General features: G+C 64.3%; 2 protein-coding genes. Both read right to left on the minus strand.

Annotation, left to right across the window (positions count from 1 at the left end; all coding sequences use genetic code 11):
* Positions 1-617 precede the first annotated feature (617 nt).
* Positions 618-893: a DUF3040 domain-containing protein gene (locus AC5RWU_RS24295; protein ID WP_493986730.1), complete on the minus strand. Its 276-nt coding sequence runs from the start codon at positions 891-893 to the stop codon at positions 618-620.
* 89 nt (positions 894-982) lie between these two features.
* Positions 983-1,212: acyl carrier protein (locus AC5RWU_RS24300; RefSeq protein WP_493986731.1), on the minus strand; the 230-nt coding region annotated here is incomplete at its 5' end.

Consider the following 1,212-nt stretch of genomic DNA (forward strand, 5'->3'; position numbering starts at 1 on the left):
CCCCCTCCCCCAATCCCATGGCTGGATTCTCCCCCGGACCCCGGACACAGGGAAGCCCCGAAGCGGTTTATGACAGCAGAAGCAACCGGAACCGGTCTCGCCTCCACGCCACCGATGCGGGCGGTCCACCAGCCCCACGGGGCGCAGCCGCACCCCGGGGATGTAAATACCGGCCCCGAGGTGCGGAAGCATCCCATCCCTGAGGCCAAAACGGCCAAAAGCACATACAAGCCCGAACAGCCGGCTGCAAGGACCTGCAGCACCGATAACAGCGCATCTGTAAACCGGCTACCCGGAGACCGGCGGCCACCTGAACGGCATATACCGTTCCCTGCAATGTGAAGCGCCTCCGGACCTCATGATGGGTTCCGGGGGCGCTACTCGGGGACTGTCTGCACCAGGACGGCCCCTGCCCTGTCTGGAAGCCGGCAGAGCCCCGATCCCGGTTCCGCCGGCGGACGCGGACATTACCGGGGCGGCTACCCGTCCAGTCCTTACCCATGGTTGGATTCTCCACCAACCGCCCCGCGGGAAGAGCAGCAGCACCGTCAGTGGAGCCTTCTTTGCGTTGGCTTGGACGCGGAGGGCGTCCCAGCGCAGGGAAAGCACCGCGTTTTTTATCGGGAGTCATTACCGGGCAACTGCATGGTGAAAAACCGGAAAACCCCCACGCCCATCAGCAGGAACCCGGCGACCCCCATCACCGCCAGCTGCGAGGCGATACCGATAATGAGCAGCACGAGCCCCATCACCGAAGCAAGTGCGGCCAGGAATACCCGGGTCCCAGACACGCCTGAACCGGGGGAAAGTTCACGGGCCAGCCCGGGATCCTCAGCCGTCAACTCGCGCTCGAGCTCCTCAAGCCGCCTGCGCTCTTCGTCCGACAGCGCCAATGGAACCTCCCAGGCGCCGCGCCGGTCCGGGATCCTCAGCAGGAAAGCTCCTTCACCCGGCCCGGAACCATTCGCGGTGCCTCATCCTTCTAGGTCAGGGCCGGTCCGGATTCCTCCGAGCCGGAGCGCTCCTTGAGGAATTCGTGGCACCGGGCCGCGCGTTCGGAATCCTGGGACATGATCTGCTCAAAGAATTCCGCGATGTCCTCGCGGCCGGCATTGCGGGCATCGCGCACATACTGGCCGTAGTCATGGCCGGCTTTGAGCGAGTGGTACTGCACGGATATCAGATCGTAGGACACATCATCAAAACCTGTTT

It is taken from the genome of Arthrobacter sp. B0427-1-12, from assembly GCF_059092905.1.